Genomic DNA, 15,796 nt, shown 5'->3' on the forward strand with positions numbered 1-15,796 from the left:
GTCGTCTTAAAGTTCAAGCATTAGGGTTCGCCTGTGCGCGTACTGCTGGTGGAAGACGATGAGCCGGTCGCCGAGTCACTCCGGCGCGGACTGCTGCGTTACGGCTTCGAGGTGACCTGGGTCGCCACGGGCGGGGCGGCGCTGAAGCACGAGGAGCCCTACGACGTCGTACTCCTCGATCTCGGGCTGCCCGACACCGACGGTCTCGACGTGTGCAGGGCGCTGCGCGAGCGCGGGGACGTGCCGATCATCGTGATCAGCGCGCGGAGCGACGAGACGGACCGGGTGGTCGGCCTCGAACTCGGCGCGGACGACTACGTCTCCAAGCCGTTCGGGGTCCGGGAGGTCATCGCGCGGATAAGGGCGGTGATGCGGCGCGCCCAGCCGCGTACGTCGTCCGCCGAGCCCGCCGGGCCCGACCGCTACGGCGACCGCCTCACGATCGACCGCAAGGCGGTCCGGGTCCACCTGGACGGCGCGGAGGTCGCGCTGGCCCCCAAGGAGTACGACCTGCTGGCCTTCCTCACCGAGGAGCCGGGGGCGCTGATGTCGCGCGAGCAGATCATGGAGGCGGTCTGGGACGCGAACTGGTTCGGGCCGACGAAGACCCTGGACGTCCATGTGGCGGCGCTGCGGCGGAAGCTGGCCGGGGCGATCACGATCGAGGCCGTGCGGGGGGTCGGCTTCCGGCTGATCGTCGACGGCGGCAGTGACGCTTCATGAACCGCCAGCTCATCCGGAGTTACATCCTGCTGGTCGCGGTGGCCATCGCCCTGTTCACCGTGCCGGTGGCGTTCACGCTCACCGACCAACTGCGGGGCGACACCGAGGCGTCGGTGCTGCGCGAGGCCCAGACCATGGCTCAGCTGCTGGGCTCCGGCAACGCCGCCTCCTGCAACGCGCTGAACCAGATGGCCGAGGCGTACCACGACGACGTCGAGCTGTACACGAAGGGCGGCGACCGCACCTGTGCGCCCGATCTCCCCGACGCCGCGCGGGACAAGGCGCTGACCACCGCGCTGGAGGACGGGGAGGCCACCACCGACTGGGGCTCGAGGTTCATCTGGGGCAGGCATCTGGTGATCACGGTCCCCGCGTACCAGCCGACGGCGGACGGTGAGAGCGGCAAGGGGCCGGTCGTCGGGGCCGTGCGGATCGTGTACGCGACCTCGGGCATGACCACCAGGCTGTGGAACATCTGGGGCTTCCGGGCCGCGCTGGCCGTGCTCGTGCTCGCGGCCGCCGCCGCGATCGGCGCGTTCGCCGCCCGCCGGATCACCGCTCCCCTGCGCGAACTGAACGCCATGGCCAGCAAGTTCAGCGACGGCGACCTCACCGCGCGCTCCCCCGTGACGGGCCCGCCGGAGACCCAGACGCTGGCGCGCACCCTCAACCAGGGTGCGGAACGTCTCGACACGCTGGTCGCCTCACAGCGGATCTTCGTGGCGGACGCCTCCCATCAACTGCGTACCCCTCTCACGGCGTTGCGGTTGTCGCTGGACAACATCGCGGACGGCGTCGACGACGAGTTCGTACGGGAGGACGTGGAGCAGGCGACCGCCGAGGTGGTCCGGATGAGCCGTCTGGTCAACGGGCTGCTGGTGCTGGCGCGGGCGGAGGCGAAGGTCACGGCCGCGGAGCCGCTGTTGCTGGCGGACATCATCGAGGAACGCCTGGACGTGTGGAGGCCGGCCGCCGACGAGCGCGGAGTCACCATCGCGCTTGGGGGGAGTAACGCCGACGGCCGGCTGCTTGTGATGGCCAGCCCCGGTCATCTGGACCAGGTGCTGGACAACGTGCTTTCCAATGCCCTGGAGGTGTCACCGGACGGGGGCACGATCACCGTCCGGGCCGAATCGCGGGGCGAGGAGGTCCTGTTGTCGGTCCTCGACCAGGGGCCGGGCATGTCCGACGCGGAGAAGTCCCGCGCCTTCGACCGCTTCTGGCGCGGCCAGGGCCTGACCGGGCGCACCGGGTCCGGTCTCGGCCTCGCCGTCGTCAAGCAGCTGGTGACCGACGACGGCGGGACGGTGACGCTCGGGGACGCGCCCGGGGGCGGGCTGGTGGTGCGGATCAGCCTTCGGGCATCGCCGAAGAGTGGTGGGTGACGATCTTCCACTCGCCGTTGCGCTTCTCGTACTCGAAGGTGTAGCGGGCCTCGACGACACGCTTGGCGCCGGTGTCCGGGTCGGTCAGCGTGAACTCGTACACGCCGGCGTCCAGGGCGGAGTTGTTGTCGAGGATGTTGATGTGCGTCTCGATCTTCTTGCCGACCGGCTTGTTCAGCAGGAAGTGCTCGAAGTAGTCGACGCGGCTGGTGCGGTCGCTGCGGACCTTGTTGGAGACGGTGGGCAGCAGGACGGCGTCGTCGGCGTACCGGTCGGCGACTCTCTGGGCGTCGCCGGTCTGCAGGGCCTTGTTCCAGCCGTCGAACTGGGCGGCGATCTCCGCCTGGGTGGGCTTCTTGGCGCTGTGCTTGTCCGGTCCGGCGACGCCGACGCCTGCGGCGAGGGTGCCGACGGCGACGAGGGCACCAGCGGTGACGATGGCTGCACGCTTGGTTATCGGGCGACGGGTCATGTCATCTCCAGTGCGGGTGAGGGGGGTTGCTTCCTCCGCTCTGTCTGCGGTTCCTGTGGAGGAAGTGACTCCAGACTCGCGTGACACCGGTTAGCGGCCGTGCAGGTGTCGTACAGGGGACGTCCAGGAGTGATCCAACTCGCGGAGTGTGAGCGGGTGACTACTTGGCGGCACCCTTGTCGCGGACGAGGCTCACTCCCGCACCGGCCGCGACGACGCCCATGCCCACGGCGGTCATCACGCCCTGGCTGCCGTCCACGACGAAGGGGGCGACGGCGGCGACGGCGGCGTTGAAGAGGAAGAGGAACCAGAGGACGGGCTTGGAGGACAGGAGGCTCTTCATGGGAGGGTGATTCCTTCGCTACGGGGGCGGTGACCTGGTGAGATCAACGATCCCGTGGCGCGGGGGCCCGGACGAGGGAGCGGCCTCCCGAAGGCGAGGTGTAGCGGGCTACACCTCGGATGCGGCGGGTTGCCGAGGAGAGGGTGCCGAACCATGACAGCCGACGTACTTCTCGCGGGGATCGTGCTGCTCGGCTCCTCCGTCCAGTGGCTCACCGGCATGGGCTTCGCCCTCGTCGCCGTGCCGGCGCTGATCCTGCTGCTCGGGCCCGCGCAGGGGGTGGTCCTCGCCAACTGTGCCTCCGGGGCCATCTGTGTCGTGGGACTGGCGGGAGGCTGGCGTCAGGTACGTCCGGGCGCGATGGTGCCGTTGTGCGCGGCGGCGGCGTGCACGGTACCGACGGGGGCCTGGATGACCCGCCAACTGCCCGAGCCGGTCCTGCTGTTGGTGATGGGCGGGCTCGTCACCGTCGCCGTGCTGCTGGTCATGCGGGGCGTGCGCGTGCCCGCGCTGCGCGGCACGAGGGGCGCGGTCATGGCGGGTGCGGCGGGCGGGTTCATGAACTCGGCTGCCGGGGTCGGCGGGCCGCCGGTGTCCCTGTACGCCCTCAACGCGGGCTGGACGGTGCGGGAGTTCGTGCCGAACGCGATGTTCTACGGCGTCGCCGTGAACGCGTTCTCCGTGGCGGCGAACGGGGTGCCGGAGCTGAGCGGGGCGCGGTGGGGCTGGGTGGTCGTGGCGATGACCGTCGGCGGCCTGATCGGCAGGGGCCTCGCTTCCCGCATACCCGAGAAGCGGGCCCGGCTGCTCGTACTGCTGCTCGCCCTGACGGGCGGGATCACGGCCGTCGGCAAGGGGCTCTGGGGGCTGTGACCACCCCGGACGGCTCCGCCGGCCGCCGGATCACTTCACCGGCCGCATGCCCAGTGGCTCGGCGATCTCCTCCACCATGACCTTCCCCGCCTCGAACTCCAGGGTCTCGTCGCCCACGGACTGGTCGGTGTCGAGGCCGTCCAGTTCCGCAAGGGGCTGGTTCAGCCGCACATGCGCGACGATCGACTGGAGGGCGCGCAACGTCGCGGACGCCGTCGAGCCCCAGTTGGAGAAGTAGGAGAACTGCCACCACCACAGGGCCTCCGAGGTGCGGCCCGCGCGGTAGTGGGCCATGCCGTGGCGGAGGTCGGTGATGACGTCGGTCAGGTCGTCGGAGATACGGGCCGGGACCGGGGCCTTGCGGGGCTCGTAGGGGTCGAAGACCTCCGAGTAGACGTCGATCGGGTCCAGCAGCCTCGCCAGGTTCTCGCGGAGCTCGTCCACGTCGGCGTCCGGGCCCGTGTCGGGCTCGTAGCGCTCGTCGGGAACGATGTCCTCGTGGGCGCCCAGGCGGCCGCCGGCCAGGAGGATCTGGGAGACCTCCAGGAGGAGGAAGGGCACGGCGGAGTCCGGCTCGTCGCCCCTTGCCACCTCGGTGACGGCCACCAGGAAGCTCTCCACCTGGTCCGCGATCTGGACCGCGAAGTCGTCCGGGTTGTGGGCAGTCGCGTGCAGTGTGGCGTCAGACATCTAGGAGTCGTCTCCCCTCGAAGGCGCGGCCGAGGGTCACCTCGTCCGCGTATTCCAGGTCGCCACCCACCGGGAGGCCGCTGGCCAGGCGGGTGACCTTGAGGCCCATGGGCTTGATCATGCGGGCCAGGTACGTGGCCGTGGCCTCGCCCTCCAGGTTCGGGTCCGTGGCCAGGATCAGCTCCGTGACCGTCCCGTCGGCCAACCGCGCGAGAAGTTCTCGTATACGCAGGTCGTCCGGACCCACACCTTCGATGGGGCTGATCGCTCCGCCGAGCACGTGATAGCGGCCTCTGAATTCGCGGGTGCGTTCGATGGCCACCACGTCCTTCGGCTCCTCCACCACGCAGATGACCGAGAGGTCGCGGCGAGTGTCGCGGCAAATGTTGCACAGCTCTTCCTGTGCCACGTTTCCGCAGGTCGCGCAGAAGCGGACCTTCGCCTTGACCTCCATCAGGCACTGCGCGAGCCGCCGTACGTCCGTCGGTTCCGCCTGCAGGATGTGAAAGGCGATCCGCTGGGCGCTCTTGGGACCGACGCCGGGCAGCCGGCCCAGTTCGTCGATGAGGTCCTGCACCACGCCTTCGTACAACGGACTGCCGTCCTTCCTGGGTTCCTTGGGTACGTACGGTAGTTGGCGGACGCCCTACTTAGAAAGGCAGACCCGGAATACCGCCGCCCAAGCCCTGGGCCAACGGGCCCAGCTTCTGCTGCTGGAGCGTCTGGGCGTTCTCGTTGGCCGCCTGTACGGCCGCGACGATCAGGTCGGCGAGGGTCTCGGTGTCCTCCGGGTCCACCGCCTTCGGGTCGATCTTCAGAGCTCGGAGTTCACCGGAGCCGGTGACCGTCGCCTTGACCAGGCCGCCGCCCGCCTGGCCGTCGACCTCGGTCCGCGCCAGTTCCTCCTGCGCGTTCGCCAGGTCCTGCTGCATCTTCTGGGCCTGCTGGAGCAGCTGCTGCATATTGGGCTGGCCACCACCGGGGATCACGATCAGCTCCCGCTCATAGGTCTGAGTCTTCTGGGTCTCGTCCTCTGTGACGAGCCTACGTGGTCCACGCAGCCATCGCTCCGGCACTCTTTCGAGTGAGATGTTGTCGAGTCCTATACCTGATCAAGGCCCACTTCTGGGCGGAAAAGGAGCGAAAGCCGTCCCTTCGCCACCCATTGGGCGGTAGGAAAGACCCGGCGCGTCAGCACCGTGCGTCACACAGCGTGATCGGCCGTGATCAGTAGGGAGTGCCGGGTGGGTCAGCCGGAGATGCAGCCCGAGGGTCCGCCTCAGGACGGGCGGGGCGGGGAGGCGGTCGGGCCGCGACCGGGCGACCTGACGGGACGGACGTTTCCGCTCGGGGACTGGGGCGAGCCCGCGCTCCGTCTCGACGAGCTGTACCGGTGGGTGGAGCGCGGGGCGCTCGACACCGCCGCGTGGTACCTCGCGGACCGGGTGTGGAAGCGGCGGGGCGCGCGGGCCCTGCGGTGCGGGGCCGCGGCCGGGGCGGTGGCCGGTGCCTCGCTGCCCCTTCTGGACCTCACCGGGGTCGTCGGCGGGGGCGCGGGCTGGGGGTATCTGGCGCTGCTGCTCGCTGTCGCGTGCGTGGCCGTGGACCGGTTCTTCGGGGTGACATCCGGCTGGATAAGGGATGTGGCCACCGCGCAGGCCGTGCAGCGGCGGTTGCAGGTGCTGCAGTTCGACTGGGCTTCGGAGAGTGTGCGGGAGGTACTGGGGCCGGCCGAGGGGACCGCGGGGGAGGCGGCCGATCGGTGCCTCGGGGTGCTGCGGAGGTTCTCCGAGGACGTGACCGAGTTGGTGCGGGTGGAGACCGCGGACTGGATGGTGGAGTTCCGGACGGGGTCGGCGCCGTTGGGGATCCAGGGGGGTGTCGCGGGGGCGGCCCGGGGGGACGGGAACGTGGTCCAGGGACGGTTCCCGTTGCCGCCCGGTGCGGGGGGTGCGCGGCCGAACATGCCTCGGCAGCGGCCGCCGGAGCCTCGGTGACGGGGGCGCCGTAGGGGCTGGGCCTGTCGTGTGACTGCGGGTGCGTTGTGGCTGGTCGCGCCCACGCGGCGGTAGCCGCAAATCGATACAGCCCCGCGCCCCTCAGGGACATGCGGTCACCGCAGGAGCAACAGTTCGACGCCTACCAGCACGTCCACCACCGCGCACCACTCCGCGAATGTCGGCGCCACTATTCCCTTCAGTCGCTCCATCGTCAGGTGCGCCAAGTCCCACAGCCCGTGGAAGAACCAGCCCGCCGCCACCAGCCAGCGGCCCACCTCAGGGTCGACCAGAAGGCCCGTCACGGCCAGCGTCCCGAAGACGGCCACCCCTACGGCCTGGACGGCCGGCGGGCGCGGAGCACCCCGCACCGCCCCCCACAGCAGCACCCCCAGCGCGATCCCGACCATCGCCCCCGGCGGTGACACCAGGTCCAGTGCCTGGAGGCCGAACACGAGCACCAGGCCTCCGCCGAGCACCGGCCAGGTCGAGCGGGGCGCGCCGAGCTGGTTGATCACCACGTACAGCAGTGGCAGCAGCGGCAGGACCTCGCCGAAGCCGGTGACCGACTCGTCCAGGGTGTCGGAGGCGCCTGCGGCGGCCTGGGCGGCCCAGATCGCGACGGCCAGGCAGGTGGGCCAACGGCGGGTCATCGCGTGCGCGTTCACGCGCCGTACTCCGTGCGCCGCCGCAGCATGACGGCGAACATCAGCGGCAGCATCGCGAGGTGCTCCCACGCCATCGCCGCGTTGGGGTCCACGGCGTCCAGGGACAGCAGCGGTACGAGGATCAGCGCGGGAAGGAACATCGCCCCGCACATCTCGGCGATGCCGGGCCAGGCGTGGCCGCGGCGGCGCATCCAGAACGCCATGCCGGCGGACATCGTGAACGCCATCTCCAGCGTGATCAGCCGGGGTTGGCGGGACATGTCGTACGTGATGTCCGTGAGCGCCAGGACGCCCCGCAGGGCCGCGCCGAGGACGAGCATGCCGGCCAGCATCGCGAGGATCATCTCGACGTAGTGGCGGGCGAAACCGTGGTGCCGTACGTGGTGCATGGCGCCTCCTCGATGGTACCGGGGTGGGGTATGTCCCCACGCCCTTCAGAGTGGCGGGACCGAGGGAGCGCCAGTAGTGCCGGCCGTGCACGTCGTCGTATGACATCTGTCATCCGGGCGCTGCCACAATGGCCCTGTGGACAACGGGGCGGGGCTCACGAGTTTCCGGCGCTACACGTGGTGGGCCGTGCCCGGGACCGTCGTCTGTGTGCTGGTGCTGGCGTACGGGAGCTGGGCCCTGGACGGGGACGTGCCGCTGTGGGCGCGGGCGCCGGTGGTCCCGGCGCTGGGCGTCCATGCCGTGGCCGCCGCCGTGCTCCTCGGCGGGGCGATGGAGGACCGCACGCCGGTCCTGCGGCCGCTCGCGGGGTGGCTGGTCACCGCCTGTCTCGCCGCGGCGGCGCTCGCCGTGCTGCCGCTGGCCCGGCACAACTACGGGCTGTGGGCGGTCGCCCCGGCCGTGACCGTGGCGATCGTGGCCGTCTATCTCTCCGCGGCCGGGAAGCTGTGGCTGATCGGCGGTGCGGTCGTCCTCGCGCTGGTGCCGGGCAGTGCCGTGAACCTGCTCGCGGGGGACGAGGATCTGGCGTACGCCGCTCTCTTCCCGGCCTGTCTGACCGCGTTCACCGTGTGGACCGTGCTCGGACCGCTGTGGGCCTGGCGGATCGCGGGGCGGCTCGACCGGGCGCGGCGGCTGGAGGCGGAGCTGGCGGTGAAGGACGAGCGGCTGCGGTTCGCCTCCGACCTGCATGACATCCAGGGGCACCATCTTCAAGTCATCGCGCTGAAGGCGGAGTTGGCCTCCCGGATCGCCGAGGTCGACCCCGCGTGCGCCTCGGGCGAGATGCAGGAGATACGGCGGCTGTGCACGGACGCGCTGCGGGACACGCGCGCCGTGGTGCGGGGCATTCGCCGGACCACCCTCGACGGCGAGATCGCCAACGCCACCCGGGTGCTGGCGGCGGCCGGAATCGACGCGCGCATGAACCTGGAACCGGCCGCCGTTCAGGAGGAGTTGAGCGACTCCGTCCGTCAGCTCCTCGGTCTCGTCATGCGTGAGGCCACCACCAACGTGCTCCGCCACAGTCAGGCCCGGCACGCCGAGGTCGACTACCGCGTCAGCGGGGAACTGGCCCTGCTGCGGATCAGCAATGACCAGGCCCACGCGCACCCCGGCACCGGCGACGGCACCGGCCTCCTCGGTCTCGCCGAGCGACTGCGGTCCGCGGGCGGCGAGTTGACCTGGGAACGGGAGGACGGCGACCGTTTCGTGGTGACCGCGACCCTGCCCGTACAGAGGAGCGAAGAGTGATCCGGCTCCTCCTCGCCGACGACGAGGACCTCCTGCGCGGCGCCCTCGTCGCACTCCTCTCCCTGGAGGACGACCTCACGGTGGTCGCGGAGGCCGCCACCTCCACCGATGCCGTCCGGCTCGCCCTGGAGCACCGGCCCGACATCGCCGTACTGGATCTGGAGATGCCGCCCACGGACGGGCTGCGGGCCGCCGAGGAGATCCGGGCCGCCCGCCAGGACACCCACGTCGTCATCGTGACCCGGCACGCCCGGCCGGCCGTCCTGCGCCGCGCGCTGGCCGCCGGGGTCCGCGGGTTCGTGCCCAAGACGACCCCCGCGGCCCGGCTCGCGGAGATCCTCCGCGACATCGCCGCCGGGCGCCGCTACGTCGATCCGGACATCGCCGCGTCCGCGCTGACGGAGGACGACTGTCCGCTCAGCGAGCGGGAGCTGGAGGTGTTGCGGGCGGCCCGTACGGGGGCGTCGGTGGCCGAGATCGCGGCACAGGTGCACCTGGCTCAGGGGACCGTCCGCAACTATCTCTCGGCCGCCATGTCCAAGCTGGGGGCCACCACGCGGCATGCCGCGGCCCATCACGCCTGGCAGCAGGGGTGGATCTAGGAGTTCGGGTCACTGCTTCGTGTAGATCAGCTTCTCCCCGTTGCTCGTGTTCACGCGCTCCAGGGTGCCGTTCGACAGCAGGGTGACCTCGCTGGCCGCGCCCGGCGAGCAGGAGGAGGCGGGCTCGCCGACCGTCACCGTGGACGGGCCGATCTGCAACGGGCCGTTGCCGGCGGGCTCTTCGGTCAGGTCCGCCTCGAACACGCAGTGGTAGTCGGGGCCGTCGGCGACGAGCGAGAGGACGGTGTCGCCCACCTCGCCCTTCTGGATGGTGAGTTGACGGGCGTGCGAGCCGTCGGCGTTGTCGATGGTGCTGGTCCAGGTGCCGAGATAGCCGGCCGGGATGCTGCCGTCCGCCGGAGCCGAGGTGGTGGGCGTCGGCGAGGGCTCCGGGGTGGTGGGGCCCGGTGTCGTGGGCGCGCTCGTGGTGGGGGTGGGAGTGGGGCCGGCCTTGTCGTCGTCGCCGCCGTCGCTGTTCATCAGCGCGTAGACCGAACCGCCCGCGCCGAGCGCGACGACCAGGGCGACGGCGACCAGGGCGGCGGTGGAACGGCCGTTGCGGCGCTGGCGTTCGGGAGGCGGGGGGAAGCCGGGGCCGGGGCCGTAGGGCGGGGTGTGGCCGGGGCCGCCGTAGGGGTTGTACGGCGAAGGGGCGCCGGGCTGGGACGGATGACCGTACGCCGGGGTCTGCGGTTGTTGGGGGTATCCGTACGCCGAAGGCTGGGCCTGCGGGTGTTGCGGGTGCTGCTGGGGATGGCCGTAGGCGGGGTGACCGGGTGCGGGGCCGTACGGCGGGGGCGTCCACGGGTCGGCGCCGTGGACGGGGTGGGCGGGCGGCGGGCCGTACGGGGGCTGTGGCCCGCCGGGCCCGGTCGCCGGCGCCGGCGGAGGAGTCTGGGCGCCCTGTCCCGCGACGACCGTGGGCAGGTGGTTCAGCGGCGCACCCCCGCCCGGCCGGCCCGGGGAAGGCGGGGTGCCGTCGGCGGGCGCGGGCGCGTGCTCGGGCGAGGCTTCGGCAGAGCCGGGGGCCGCACCAGGGCCGGAGCCCAGGCCCGCGCCCTCACCGGCTTCCGCACCCGGTCCCTCCGGGTCCTCCGCGTCCAGCAACTGCACCGCGTGCCGCCCGAGTTGTGCCACCAGCGCGCTCGGCAGCCACGGGTCCCGCGACCGCCCGTCGGACACCGTGTCCTCGGCCCCGGTCCGCTCCAGCACCTGGTTCAGCGTCGGCCGTTTCGCCGGGTCCTTCTTCAGGCAGTCGCGGACGAGCTCGGCGATCCCCTCGGGCATGCCCTCCAGGTCAGGTTCCTCCTGGGCGATCCGGAACATCAGGGCGTGCACACCACTCCCCCCGGCCCCGAAGGGAAGCTTGCCGGTGGCGGCGTACGCGAGCACCGAGCCGAGGCAGAACACATCGCAGGACGGGGTGATCCGGTCGCCCCGCACCTGCTCGGGCGCCATGAACCCGGGCGACCCGACGAGCGCGCCGGTCCGCGTCAGCCCCCCGTCGGTCACCGTCTCCAGGGCCCGTGCGATGCCGAAGTCGATGACACGGGGGCCGTCGATCGTCACCAGCACATTGGACGGCTTGAGATCCCGGTGCACGATCCCGGCCGCGTGGATGTCCTCGAGCGCGTGCGCGAGCCCGGCCGCGAGGATCTTCACCGACCGCTCGGGCAGCGCCCCGTGGTCGTTTCCGACGACCTGCTGGAGGCTGGGCCCGGCGACATACCCGGTGGCGACCCAGGGCACGTCGGCCTCGGTGTCGGCGTCGAGGACGGGCGCGGTCCAGTACCCGCCGACCTGCCGGGCGGCCTGCACCTCCTGCCGGAACCGCGCCCGGAACTCCTCCTGCGCGGCGAGCTCCTCGCGCACCAGCTTGACGGCGACGGTACGGCCCCGGTCCGACCTGGCGAGATACACCTGCCCCATGCCGCCGGCCCCGAGCCGCGCCAGCAGCCGGTACGCCCCGATCCTCTGCGGATCCCCCGCCCCCAGGCTCTCCATCGCAGCCCCTCCCCCGAACTCCCCCGCGCGTGCCCCAGTGCGACTGACCACGATAGTGCGGGCATACGGGGAGGTCGGCGCCGCGCGCTCTACGGTTCCGTAACGGAGCGATCCGGTTGCGTCACCGGCGGGCCGAGTTGCTCGAGCACCTTCGACAGCCGTTCCATGAGCCGTACGGCGTCCGCCAGTTCGTCCTCGCCGAAAACCTCGGCGAGCCGGTCGGCGAAGGCCGCGTGCCCGGGGTTGATCCGCCGGACCGCCGCGAGCCCCTCCTCGGTGGCCGCGAGGAGCTTGGCGCGGCGGTGGGCGGGGTTGTCGCGGTACTCGGCGAGCCCGCGCTCGACCAGCAGATCGGCGATGCGCTGCACACTCTGCCGGGTGATCCCCATCGCCCGGGCGATCCCGGACACCGGCGACGGCTCCCCGAGCACCGCCCCCAGCACCTGCCACCAGGCGGCGGTGAGCCCGGCGGGCTTCGCCAGCTCCTCGGCGACGCCCAGGAACTGGCCGTTGAGCCGGAAGACCCCGAGCGCACCACGGCTGAGCAGCTCCTGCCGCTCCCTGCTCACCGAGCCCCCTCCAGCACGGCGTACGCCGTCACGTCGGAGTCGTGGAAGAGCCGGTACCAGGCGTCCAGCACCTCGCCCTCGTACACCCCGAGAAGCCCCAGGATCTCCCGCGCGAAGGCGACGGGCTCGGTGGGCCCGGCGGTGATCAGTCCGCGGTCGGTGACGGCGTCGGCGTCCACATAGCGGGAACCGCCCTTGTACTCCGTGGCCGCGAGATAGAAGGAGACCGCGCTGGTGTGCCGCCGGTCGTCGAGCAGGCCTTCGCGCGCGAGCCCCGCGGTCGCCCCGCAGATGGCGGCGACGGGCACCCCGGCGGCCAGGAACTCCCGCGCCTTGCGGGCGAAGGGCGCCAACTGAGCGCTCCCCGCTGCGGCAGCGGCTGGTGTCACAGTCCAGAGATCGGCGCCCGGGAGGATCAGCAGGGAGCTGTCGTCGGGTCGTACGTCGTCCAGGGCGTCCGCGGGCTGGACCCGCAGCCCTCCGATGGAGGTCACCGGCTCGCGGCTCGGGCCGACCGTGCGGATCTCGTACCCGGCGCGGGCGAGATACGCCGTCGCGTGGCCGGTCTCCCAGTCGGCGTAGGTGTCGTACACGGCGAGATGCACGGGCTTGCGGCTCATGGCTGCCTCCTCGGTCTTCCTCAACCCTTCGATGACAACATGCTGTCACTTCGACAGAATGCTGTCAATAAATCGCCATGAGCCTTCCTCGACAACCTGTCGCGGAAAGCCCGCGTCCACAGACAGGACGCCGATACCGCTTCCGTATCGCGGACATTTACGCTCACCCGCATGACCCCTCAGCCAAACCCCGAGGTCGGCGCCGCCGTCAAGGCCGCGGACCGCGCTCATGTGTTCCACTCCTGGTCCGCGCAGGAGCTCATCGACCCGCTCGCCGTCGCCGGCGCCGAGGGGTCGTACTTCTGGGACTACGACGGCAACAAGTACCTCGACTTCACCAGCGGGCTCGTCTACACCAACATCGGCTACCAGCACCCGAAGGTCGTCGCCGCGATCCAGGAACAGGCCGCGACCCTGTCCACGTTCGCGCCCGCCTTCGCCGTCGAGGCCCGTTCCGAGGCGGCCCGGCTGATCGCCGAGCGGACGCCCGGTGACCTGGACAAGATCTTCTTCACCAACGCCGGCGCCGACGCCGTCGAGCACGCGGTGCGCATGGCCCGCCTGCACACCGGCCGGTCCAAGGTGCTCGCCGCCTACCGCTCGTACCACGGCGGCACCCAGCAGGCGATCAACCTCACCGGTGACCCGCGCCGCTGGGCCTCCGACAGCGCCTCCGCGGGCGTCGTCCACTTCTGGGCGCCGTACCTGTACCGCTCCCGCTTCTACGCGGAGACGGAGGAGCAGGAGTGCGCGCGGGCGCTGGAGCACCTGGAGACGACGATCGCCTTCGAGGGGCCGGCCACGGTCGCCGCGATCATCCTGGAGACGATCCCCGGCACCGCCGGAATCATGGTCCCGCCGCCCGGCTACCTCGCCGGGGTGCGCGAGATCTGCGACAAGTACGGGATCGTCTTCATCCTCGACGAGGTCATGGCCGGGTTCGGGCGGACCGGTGAGTGGTTCGCGGCCGACCTGTTCGATGTCACGCCCGACCTGATGACCTTCGCCAAGGGCGTGAACAGCGGATACGTGCCGCTCGGCGGGGTCGCCATCTCCGGCGAGATCGCGGAGACCTTCGGCAAGCGGCCCTACCCCGGTGGTCTGACGTACTCCGGGCACCCGCTGGCCTGTGCCGCCGCCGTCGCCACGATCAACGTGATGGCGCAGGAGGGTGTCGTCGAGAACGCCGCCCGGCTCGGCTCCGAGGTCCTGGAGCCCGCGCTGCGGGACCTCGCGGAGCGCCACCCCTCGGTCGGCGAGGTCCGCGGTGTCGGCATGTTCTGGGCGCTCGACCTGGTCAAGGACAAGGAGACCCGCGAGCCGCTGGTGCCGTACAACGCGGCCGGTGAGGCCAACGCCCCGATGCTCGCGTTCGGCGCCGCGGCCAAGAAGCACGGCATCTGGCCGTTCATCAACATGAACCGCACCCATGTCGTGCCGCCGTGCAACATCACCGAGTCCGAGCTGAAGGAAGGCCTCTCGGCACTGGACGCGGCGCTCTCCGTGGCGGACGAGCACACGCGGTAGCCGCGCGCCCTGTGACGCACGCTACGCGGGTAAACGCCGAAAACCCGAACGCGTAAGGTGGCGTGCTCGTAGACATACGTGTACGAGCACGCCACCCGACCGCCATCAGGGAGAGGCCGACCATGCCCGGCAGCAGCGGCAACGGCGCCGTGACCCGCAGCACCCTGCGGCAGCAGATCGCCGACGCGCTCCGCGACGAGGTGCTCGCGGGACGTCTCCAGCCGGGTCAGGAGTTCACGGTCAAGGAGATCGCCGAGCAGTACGGGGTCTCCGCGACCCCGGTCCGCGAGGCGCTCGTCGACCTGTCCGCTCAAGGTCTCCTGGAGGCGGACCAGCATCGCGGTTTCCGTGTGCACGAGTACTCCCTGGCCGACTACCGGGGCATCATCGAGGCCCGCAGCCTCGTCATCGACGGCATGTTCCACGCGCTGGACGGCGGCCACCAGGGGTTCGTCCACGACCCCGACAACTCCCGTGTCCTCGCCGCCCTCGCCGGGGTGCGACGGCGTGGGGAGGAGGCGCAACGGGCCGCCCTCGCCGGGGACGTCATCGTGCTGATCGGCTACGACCTGCGGTTCTGGCGCGAGTTGAGCGCCGTGTTCGGCAACTCCTACCTCGCCGATTTCCTGCACCGGCTGCGCGTCCAGTCCTGGGTGTGCGCGGTACAGCATCTGCGCCGCCTCACGGACCTGCGCGGACAGCTGTGGGCCGAGCACACCGAACTGGTCGACGCGCTCGTCCACCGGGACACCACGGCGGCGCGGGAGATAGTGGCCGCGTACCACGCGCACTCGCTCGCGGTGGTCGAGCGGCTGGCCGGCGGATGAGCCGCCCTACGTGAGCCGGCGGCGGGTGTGGGTATGGGACCAGCAGCAGAGTGGCTGACCCCGCCCAGGGGGAAGCCACGGCGCGCCGGACCGATTACTCTTCCCTGACCGCTTCGCTACACCGTGCTATGCGAGGAGCCTTCTTTGGCCTGTGACCTGTGGCTGGTACCGCTCGTCGACGTGTTGTGCCACACGCCCGACAACCCGTTCGCCGAGGAACTCGCGCAATACAACAAGGTGCTCGCCGAGGCCGGGCTGCCGCCGGTGCCGGTGTACCAGTACATGCCTGGCCTGTCCGGTGAGGTCGCCCCGGTGGCCGGCTTCGACTATGACGCGCTGCACTTCCTGCGCCGCGCGTATCTCCTCCAGATGTGCGGTCTGCCGGTGACGCCGGTGGACGAACTGGGCGGGGACTACGAGCAGTTGCTGGAGATGTTCGAGACGACGGCCCAGCAGTCCCATCTGGTCTGGCACTACGACCACGCCGGCGCCTATGTCCCGGTGGACTTCCCGCACCCGCTGGCCAACGACGAACTCCTGGCCGGCGGCGGCCCCTTGGGTTCCTCCCAGACGCTGCTGCGGGAGCTGGAGCTGGTGGGCCCCTCGATCGGCATCGACCCGGCCAACCCTCCGGCGGCGCCCCAACCGCCGCTGGGCCCCACGGAACTGGAGGAGCCTGCTGTCCCCGCGCCGTACGACCCCAGCCCCTTCGCCCGTGAGCGGCATGTGTGGCTGGGCCTGCACGCGGCGGCGACCCGGAGTCTGGCACAGGGGTCGATGATCATCTTCAGTTGA

Annotated in this window: 19 protein-coding genes; 9 read left to right on the plus strand and 10 right to left on the minus strand. The window is 71.2% G+C overall.

Annotated elements, in window-relative coordinates; genetic code table 11:
- The first annotated feature begins 33 nt into the window (after positions 1-33).
- Both QF037_RS22375 and QF037_RS22380 read left to right on the plus strand, forming a co-directional pair.
- Complete coding sequence (locus QF037_RS22375; RefSeq protein WP_046260265.1) at positions 34-723, plus strand: response regulator transcription factor; 690 nt, start codon at positions 34-36, stop codon at positions 721-723.
- Positions 720-2,108, plus strand: a complete 1,389-nt coding sequence (locus QF037_RS22380) for a HAMP domain-containing sensor histidine kinase (protein WP_307027940.1) — start codon at positions 720-722, stop codon at positions 2,106-2,108. The genes QF037_RS22375 and QF037_RS22380 overlap by 4 nt, the downstream gene beginning before the upstream one ends.
- Here QF037_RS22380 and QF037_RS22385 read toward each other — a convergent pair.
- Both QF037_RS22385 and QF037_RS22390 read right to left on the minus strand, forming a co-directional pair.
- Positions 2,074-2,580 (minus strand): SgcJ/EcaC family oxidoreductase, encoded by a 507-nt coding sequence (locus tag QF037_RS22385; RefSeq protein WP_307027942.1) that lies wholly within the window; start codon positions 2,578-2,580, stop codon positions 2,074-2,076. The genes QF037_RS22380 and QF037_RS22385 overlap by 35 nt on opposite strands.
- Before the next feature lie 160 nt (positions 2,581-2,740).
- A complete protein-coding gene (locus tag QF037_RS22390; RefSeq protein WP_307027944.1) occupies positions 2,741-2,923 on the minus strand; it encodes a hypothetical protein in 183 nt (60 codons plus the stop codon).
- A 153-nt stretch (positions 2,924-3,076) separates the two neighbouring features.
- On the opposite strand from QF037_RS22390, the gene QF037_RS22395 reads away from it, so the two are divergent.
- Positions 3,077-3,796 (plus strand): sulfite exporter TauE/SafE family protein, encoded by a 720-nt coding sequence (locus QF037_RS22395; protein WP_307027946.1) that lies wholly within the window; start codon positions 3,077-3,079, stop codon positions 3,794-3,796.
- 30 nt (positions 3,797-3,826) lie between these two features.
- On the opposite strand, the gene QF037_RS22400 is transcribed toward QF037_RS22395, so the two are convergent.
- From QF037_RS22400 to QF037_RS22410, 3 genes are read right to left on the minus strand one after another with little or no spacing between them, the layout of a single operon-like run.
- Positions 3,827-4,486 carry a DUF5063 domain-containing protein gene (locus QF037_RS22400; protein WP_307027948.1) on the minus strand — a complete coding sequence of 220 codons (660 nt, stop codon included), beginning with the start codon at positions 4,484-4,486 and terminating at the stop codon, positions 3,827-3,829.
- Positions 4,479-5,078 (minus strand): recombination mediator RecR, encoded by a 600-nt coding sequence (gene recR, locus QF037_RS22405; RefSeq protein ID WP_266824222.1) that lies wholly within the window; start codon positions 5,076-5,078, stop codon positions 4,479-4,481. The genes QF037_RS22400 and recR overlap by 8 nt, the downstream gene beginning before the upstream one ends.
- 58 nt (positions 5,079-5,136) lie before the next feature.
- Complete coding sequence (locus tag QF037_RS22410) at positions 5,137-5,475, minus strand: YbaB/EbfC family nucleoid-associated protein (protein ID WP_079309378.1); 339 nt, start codon at positions 5,473-5,475, stop codon at positions 5,137-5,139.
- 255 nt (positions 5,476-5,730) lie between these two features.
- On the opposite strand from QF037_RS22410, the gene QF037_RS22415 reads away from it, so the two are divergent.
- On the plus strand, positions 5,731-6,483 hold the full coding sequence (locus QF037_RS22415) for an SLATT domain-containing protein (RefSeq protein WP_307027950.1): 753 nt from the start codon (positions 5,731-5,733) through the stop codon (positions 6,481-6,483).
- A gap of 116 nt (positions 6,484-6,599) precedes the next feature.
- Here the strand turns inward: QF037_RS22415 and QF037_RS22420 are convergent, their stop codons facing one another.
- Positions 6,600-7,151, minus strand: coding sequence for a hypothetical protein (locus QF037_RS22420; RefSeq protein ID WP_307027952.1), 552 nt, complete (start codon positions 7,149-7,151; stop codon positions 6,600-6,602).
- Positions 7,148-7,540, minus strand: coding sequence for a hypothetical protein (locus QF037_RS22425; protein ID WP_307027954.1), 393 nt, complete (start codon positions 7,538-7,540; stop codon positions 7,148-7,150). The genes QF037_RS22420 and QF037_RS22425 overlap by 4 nt, the downstream gene beginning before the upstream one ends.
- A gap of 136 nt (positions 7,541-7,676) precedes the next feature.
- Here QF037_RS22425 and QF037_RS22430 point away from each other — a divergent pair, with 136 nt between their 5' ends.
- Both QF037_RS22430 and QF037_RS22435 read left to right on the plus strand, forming a co-directional pair.
- Complete coding sequence (locus QF037_RS22430; RefSeq protein ID WP_307027955.1) at positions 7,677-8,852, plus strand: sensor histidine kinase; 1,176 nt, start codon at positions 7,677-7,679, stop codon at positions 8,850-8,852.
- A complete protein-coding gene (locus tag QF037_RS22435) occupies positions 8,849-9,454 on the plus strand; it encodes a response regulator transcription factor (protein ID WP_307027957.1) in 606 nt (201 codons plus the stop codon). The genes QF037_RS22430 and QF037_RS22435 overlap by 4 nt, the downstream gene beginning before the upstream one ends.
- Positions 9,455-9,463: 9 nt before the next feature.
- On the opposite strand, the gene QF037_RS22440 is transcribed toward QF037_RS22435, so the two are convergent.
- From QF037_RS22440 to QF037_RS22450, 3 genes are all read right to left on the minus strand, one after another.
- A complete protein-coding gene (locus tag QF037_RS22440) occupies positions 9,464-11,458 on the minus strand; it encodes a serine/threonine-protein kinase (RefSeq protein ID WP_307027959.1) in 1,995 nt (664 codons plus the stop codon).
- Positions 11,459-11,547: 89 nt separating this feature from the next.
- Positions 11,548-12,027 (minus strand): MarR family winged helix-turn-helix transcriptional regulator, encoded by a 480-nt coding sequence (locus tag QF037_RS22445; RefSeq protein WP_307027961.1) that lies wholly within the window; start codon positions 12,025-12,027, stop codon positions 11,548-11,550.
- Positions 12,024-12,647: a DJ-1/PfpI family protein gene (locus tag QF037_RS22450; protein ID WP_307027962.1), complete on the minus strand. Its 624-nt coding sequence runs from the start codon at positions 12,645-12,647 to the stop codon at positions 12,024-12,026. The genes QF037_RS22445 and QF037_RS22450 overlap by 4 nt, the downstream gene beginning before the upstream one ends.
- A gap of 171 nt (positions 12,648-12,818) precedes the next feature.
- On the opposite strand from QF037_RS22450, the gene QF037_RS22455 reads away from it, so the two are divergent.
- The 3 genes from QF037_RS22455 (at position 12,819) to QF037_RS22465 (ending at position 15,796) form a co-directional block, all read left to right on the plus strand.
- Positions 12,819-14,174 carry an aspartate aminotransferase family protein gene (locus tag QF037_RS22455; RefSeq protein WP_307027964.1) on the plus strand — a complete coding sequence of 452 codons (1,356 nt, stop codon included), beginning with the start codon at positions 12,819-12,821 and terminating at the stop codon, positions 14,172-14,174.
- Positions 14,175-14,296: 122 nt separating this feature from the next.
- Positions 14,297-15,001, plus strand: coding sequence for a GntR family transcriptional regulator (locus QF037_RS22460; RefSeq protein ID WP_307027966.1), 705 nt, complete (start codon positions 14,297-14,299; stop codon positions 14,999-15,001).
- 144 nt (positions 15,002-15,145) lie between these two features.
- Entirely contained in the window at positions 15,146-15,796 is a 651-nt protein-coding gene (locus QF037_RS22465; RefSeq protein ID WP_307027968.1) for a hypothetical protein, read from the plus strand.

Origin of the sequence: Streptomyces canus, from assembly GCF_030815415.1 — a bacterium.
GTDB lineage: Bacteria > Actinomycetota > Actinomycetes > Streptomycetales > Streptomycetaceae > Streptomyces > Streptomyces canus_F.